This is a genomic window from Pseudidiomarina sp., assembly GCF_033722695.1.
Taxonomy (GTDB): domain Bacteria; phylum Pseudomonadota; class Gammaproteobacteria; order Enterobacterales; family Alteromonadaceae; genus Pseudidiomarina.
The window spans coordinates 1-4033 of record NZ_JAWVYM010000059.1 but is presented as its reverse complement, the minus strand read 5'-3'; the positions used below and the strand labels follow the sequence as shown (position 1 = coordinate 4033).

The 4033-nt window shown below is 54.0% G+C and carries 5 protein-coding genes; 1 reads left to right on the top strand and 4 read right to left on the bottom strand.

What is annotated here, in order from left to right:
* Nucleotides 1–518: CHC2 zinc finger domain-containing protein (locus R3196_RS10800; protein WP_318936775.1), on the bottom strand; the 518-nt coding region annotated here is incomplete at its 3' end.
* A gap of 166 nt (nucleotides 519–684) precedes the next feature.
* Nucleotides 685–900 (bottom strand): 30S ribosomal protein S21, encoded by a 216-nt coding sequence (gene rpsU / locus R3196_RS10795; protein WP_034733010.1) that lies wholly within the window; start codon nucleotides 898–900, stop codon nucleotides 685–687.
* Nucleotides 901–1146: 246 nt separating this feature from the next.
* Between rpsU and R3196_RS10790 the strand changes: the two genes are divergently transcribed.
* The gene (locus R3196_RS10790) at nucleotides 1147–1776 is read left to right on the top strand and encodes a MarC family protein (RefSeq protein ID WP_318936774.1); all 630 of its coding nucleotides are present in this window, start codon (nucleotides 1147–1149) and stop codon (nucleotides 1774–1776) included.
* Between the two features lie 3 nt (nucleotides 1777–1779).
* Here the strand turns inward: R3196_RS10790 and tgt are convergent, their stop codons facing one another.
* Nucleotides 1780–2898 (bottom strand): tRNA guanosine(34) transglycosylase Tgt, encoded by a 1119-nt coding sequence (tgt, locus tag R3196_RS10785; protein WP_318936773.1) that lies wholly within the window; start codon nucleotides 2896–2898, stop codon nucleotides 1780–1782.
* Between the two features lie 49 nt (nucleotides 2899–2947).
* Nucleotides 2948–3997, bottom strand: coding sequence for a tRNA preQ1(34) S-adenosylmethionine ribosyltransferase-isomerase QueA (gene queA, locus R3196_RS10780; protein ID WP_318936772.1), 1050 nt, complete (start codon nucleotides 3995–3997; stop codon nucleotides 2948–2950).
* Nucleotides 3998–4033 lie beyond the last annotated feature (36 nt).

Sequence of the window (4033 nt, the reverse complement as noted above, 5' to 3'; positions counted from 1 at the left end):
TTCAGAATGCCATCCCACTCATCCGGTGCATAGCCAATCTGGAAAGCCTTCACGATCTCGCCGTTGAGCCCGCGGTTCTTCAGGTACTCAATAACTTTGGCGGAGTTCTTATGGTGCCGCAGTTGATGGGCGAAAAAGCGCGCGGCTTTTTCCATCTGCTCATAATCGTCAGCTGCCTGCGCCCGTTTCTTCGCGTCAGCCTGCGGATTGGCGGTGGTTTCGCGCGGCACTTCCAGGCCCAGCATGCTGGCCAGCTCTTCAATAGCTTCAGGGAATTCCAGACCGTCGAACTTCATCAGAAAATCCAGCGCATTGCCGTGCTCACCACAACCGAAGCAGTGATAAAACTGTTTGTCGGGGGCGACGGTAAAGCTGGGCGTTTTCTCGTTATGGAAGGGGCAACAGGCCTGGTAGTTGCGGCCCGCTTTTTTCAGCGGCACACGGCTATCCACCACTTCGACCACATCGGCACGGTCAATTAAGTCATGAATGAAGCTTTTTGGAATCAGCCCTGCCATCGGTGTCCTGTTTTTAAACTAGCGCTTATGCGGAAAGTGAACCTGATTGTACCTGCAACAACGGAAATGAAAAAGCCGGACTGAGCATAACTCAATCCGGCTTCGAGGTCTGTGCTTCGTAGTGGCACCGCACTTCGGCATTGCCGCTACGGCAACAGCCAGTCAATTAATACAGACGAGTGCGACGTGCGTTTTCGCGCGACAGTTTCTTCGCGTGACGTTTCACAGCAGCGGCTTTCTTGCGCTTACGCTCTGAAGTTGGCTTTTCGTAGAATTCACGACGACGAACTTCAGAAAGTACACCTGCTTTCTCGCAAGAGCGCTTGAAACGACGCAGAGCTACGTCAAAAGGCTCGTTTTCTTTTACTTTAACAACTGGCATTAAAATCTCACCTCAATGAAAAATTCTGTGCTGGATTAATCCCTGCCAGCTGAACCGGCTAAAAATTAACCACGACGATTAAATTTGGTGCTGAATTGTAGCGAGTTCATATGCTGATGTAAAGCCTGTCCTTCGTTAAAAATGAGGGCGATTTAAAATCAACGACATTGCAGCACTGCATTTTTTTAACGAATACATTAAACTATGCAGCCAAGCACGCGCGTCGCTACCGGAGAGCCATCACCTATGCTGGAAACATTCTTATTTCAGTTCACATCGCTGTTTACCATGATCAATCCGATCGCGGCGATTCCTATCTATATTGCGCTGACCGAAGCGATGACACCCAAAGCTGCGCGCTGGGTAGCGATGCGGGCGTCTATTACCGCCGCCATCGCGCTTTGTGTGTTCGCCTTACTGGGCGAAGCCATTTTCAGCTTCTTCTCGATTTCGGTCAACGGCCTGCGGGTTGCCGGCGGTATTCTGTTCTTCGTGATGGGCTACGAAATGTTGCGGGGCCGCACGGTACCTAAGCGCGTCGATGGCGAAACCGAAAGTGATTTTGGCTCGGATGTCGCAGTCACGCCCATCGGCATTCCTATGGTCGCCGGCCCAGGGGCAATTACCATGGTTATCCTGTTTATTCAGGACAGCCCGGACACCAGCAACACCATCAGCCTGTTTGCCGCCATCCTTGCGGTCTGTGTGCTGACGGCGATCTTTCTGGCAACCGGCCGGCAGCTGCTGGCTAAGCTCGGCCGCAGCGGTTCAAAGATCCTGATGCGGCTGATGGGCTTAATCGTGATGCTGATTGCCGTCGAGTTCTTCTTCGCCGGCATCAAGCCTTATATTGTTGATATCGCCCGGGCTATCTAAGCCTTATTCAGGCAACGAAGGCACCGGCAGGTCGCGCTTGGCGTAAAATTCCGCTACGTGTTCGTCCAGCCGGTCGGCTTCAATCGCATCCCGTAAATCCTGCATCACTTTCTGATAAAAGTGCAGGTTATGAATGGTATTCAAACGCCCGCCCAGCATTTCGTTAGAGCGATCCAGGTGATGCAGGTAAGCACGGCTGTAATTCTTACAGGTGTAGCAGTCGCACTCAGGATCCAGCGGGCCGGTATCGGTCCGATGCGCGGCGTTACGGATCTTCACCACGCCGGTGCTGATAAATAAATGGCCGTTACGGGCGTTGCGCGTCGGCATCACGCAATCAAACATATCGATACCGCGGCGTACTGCTTCCACCAGGTCTTCCGGCTTGCCGACGCCCATCAGGTAGCGCGGTTTATCTGCCGGCATCTGCGGCGCGGTATGGTCCAGGATCCGCATCATGTCTTCTTTGGGTTCGCCCACCGACAAACCACCAATGGCATAACCATCAAAGCCAATCTTGGTCAGGCCATCGAGAGAGATGGTCCGCAGCTCTTCATACATGCCGCCCTGAATTATTCCGAACAGGGCTGACGGATTATCTCCATGGGCCACTTTAGAGCGCTCGGCCCAGCGCAGTGAAAGCTCCATTGAGGTACGTGCTTCAGCCGGCGTTGCCGGGTGCGGCGTACACTCATCAAAAATCATGACAATGTCAGAGCCGAGGTCGCGCTGCACTTCCATCGACTTTTCCGGCGTCAGCAAAATCTTTTCACCGTTAATTGGCGAACGGAAGGTGGCACCCTCTTCGGTGATCTTGCGCAACTCACCCAGGCTAAACACCTGGAAGCCGCCGGAATCCGTCAGAATCGGCTTATCCCAGTTCATGAAGTCGTGCAGATCGCCATGTTGCTTAATGATCGAGGTACCCGGACGCAGCATCAGGTGAAAGGTATTACCGAGGCAAATCTGGGCACCGGTAGCGGCCACTTCTTCGGGCGTCATCCCTTTGACGGTACCGGCGGTGCCTACCGGCATAAAGGCCGGGGTTTCGACTACGCCGCGGTCAAAAGTCATACGACCGCGGCGGGCTTTGCCGCTGGTGTTCAGGAGTTCAAATTTCATTTCATCACCGAATTCGTTTAGTACGGAGAGCTTCGGCAGGTAGTATACCTTAGCTCGGTTTACGGGTCACAAACATCGCGTCGCCATAGCTGAAGAAGCGATACTGATGCGTAACCGCTTCGGCATAGGCGTTAAGTACGGCTTCGCGCCCGGCAAAGGCCGATATCAGCATGATCAGCGTGGATTCCGGCAGGTGGAAGTTGGTGATCATGGCGTCGATAACCTGAAACTCGTAACCCGGATAAATAAAGATGTCGGTATCGGCAAAAAATGGTGCCAGTTCGGTACCGGCCTGCTTTGCCGCCTGGGCAGCTGATTCCAGTGAGCGCACTGAGGTGGTGCCCACCGCAACGACACGTCCGCCGCGGGCACGGGTGGCAGCAATAGCGGCAACGGTTTCTTCAGGCACTTCAGCGTATTCGCTGTGCATGTGGTGCTCTTCGATGTTATCTACCCGCACCGGCTGGAAGGTGCCTGCTCCAACGTGCAAGGTCACATAGGCAAACTCAACGCCTTTATCTCTGAGCTGCTGCAGGATCTGATCATCAAAGTGCAAGCCAGCAGTCGGTGCCGCCACGGCACCGGGCTTCTTGTTGTACACAGTCTGATAACGTTCACGGTCACTGGCTTCATCAGGCCGATCGATATAAGGCGGTAACGGCATATGCCCATATTTTTCCAGCACTGCGAGCACAGGCTCATCCGTATGAAAACGAAGCTCGAACAAAGCATCCTGACGACCCAGCATTTCCAGCTCAACAGCCTGTTCCATCAACAATCGCTGGCCAGGCTTCGGCGAGCGGTTACTGCGTACGTGCGCCAGCACCCGGTGTTCATCCAGGATCCGCTCTACCAGCACTTCGACCTTGCCGCCGCCACTGGCCTTCTCACCTAGCATACGGGCAGGAATAACACGGGTGTCGTTAAATACGAGTAGATCGCCAGCCTGCAGCTGTTCAGTGATATCACGGAACTGGCGATGACTGACCTCGCTGCTGGCACCGTCCAGGCACAGCATCCGGCTGGCGCTGCGCTCTGGCTGCGGATAACGGGCAATTAATTCATCGGGTAATTCAAAACTAAAATCTTTCAGGTTCATGGGGCTACTGGCTGGTTACTTTGCGAGCGCGTACTC

Excerpts from the sequence above, each read along its gene's own strand:
- rpsU (WP_034733010.1), bottom strand. The coding sequence starts at position 900 with ATGCCAGTTGTTAAAGTAAAAGAAAACGAGCCTTTTGACGTAGCTCTG.
- R3196_RS10790 (WP_318936774.1), top strand. The coding sequence starts at position 1,147 with ATGCTGGAAACATTCTTATTTCAGTTCACATCGCTGTTTACCATGATC.
- tgt (WP_318936773.1), bottom strand. The coding sequence starts at position 2,898 with ATGAAATTTGAACTCCTGAACACCAGCGGCAAAGCCCGCCGCGGTCGT.
- queA (WP_318936772.1), bottom strand. The coding sequence starts at position 3,997 with ATGAACCTGAAAGATTTTAGTTTTGAATTACCCGATGAATTAATTGCC.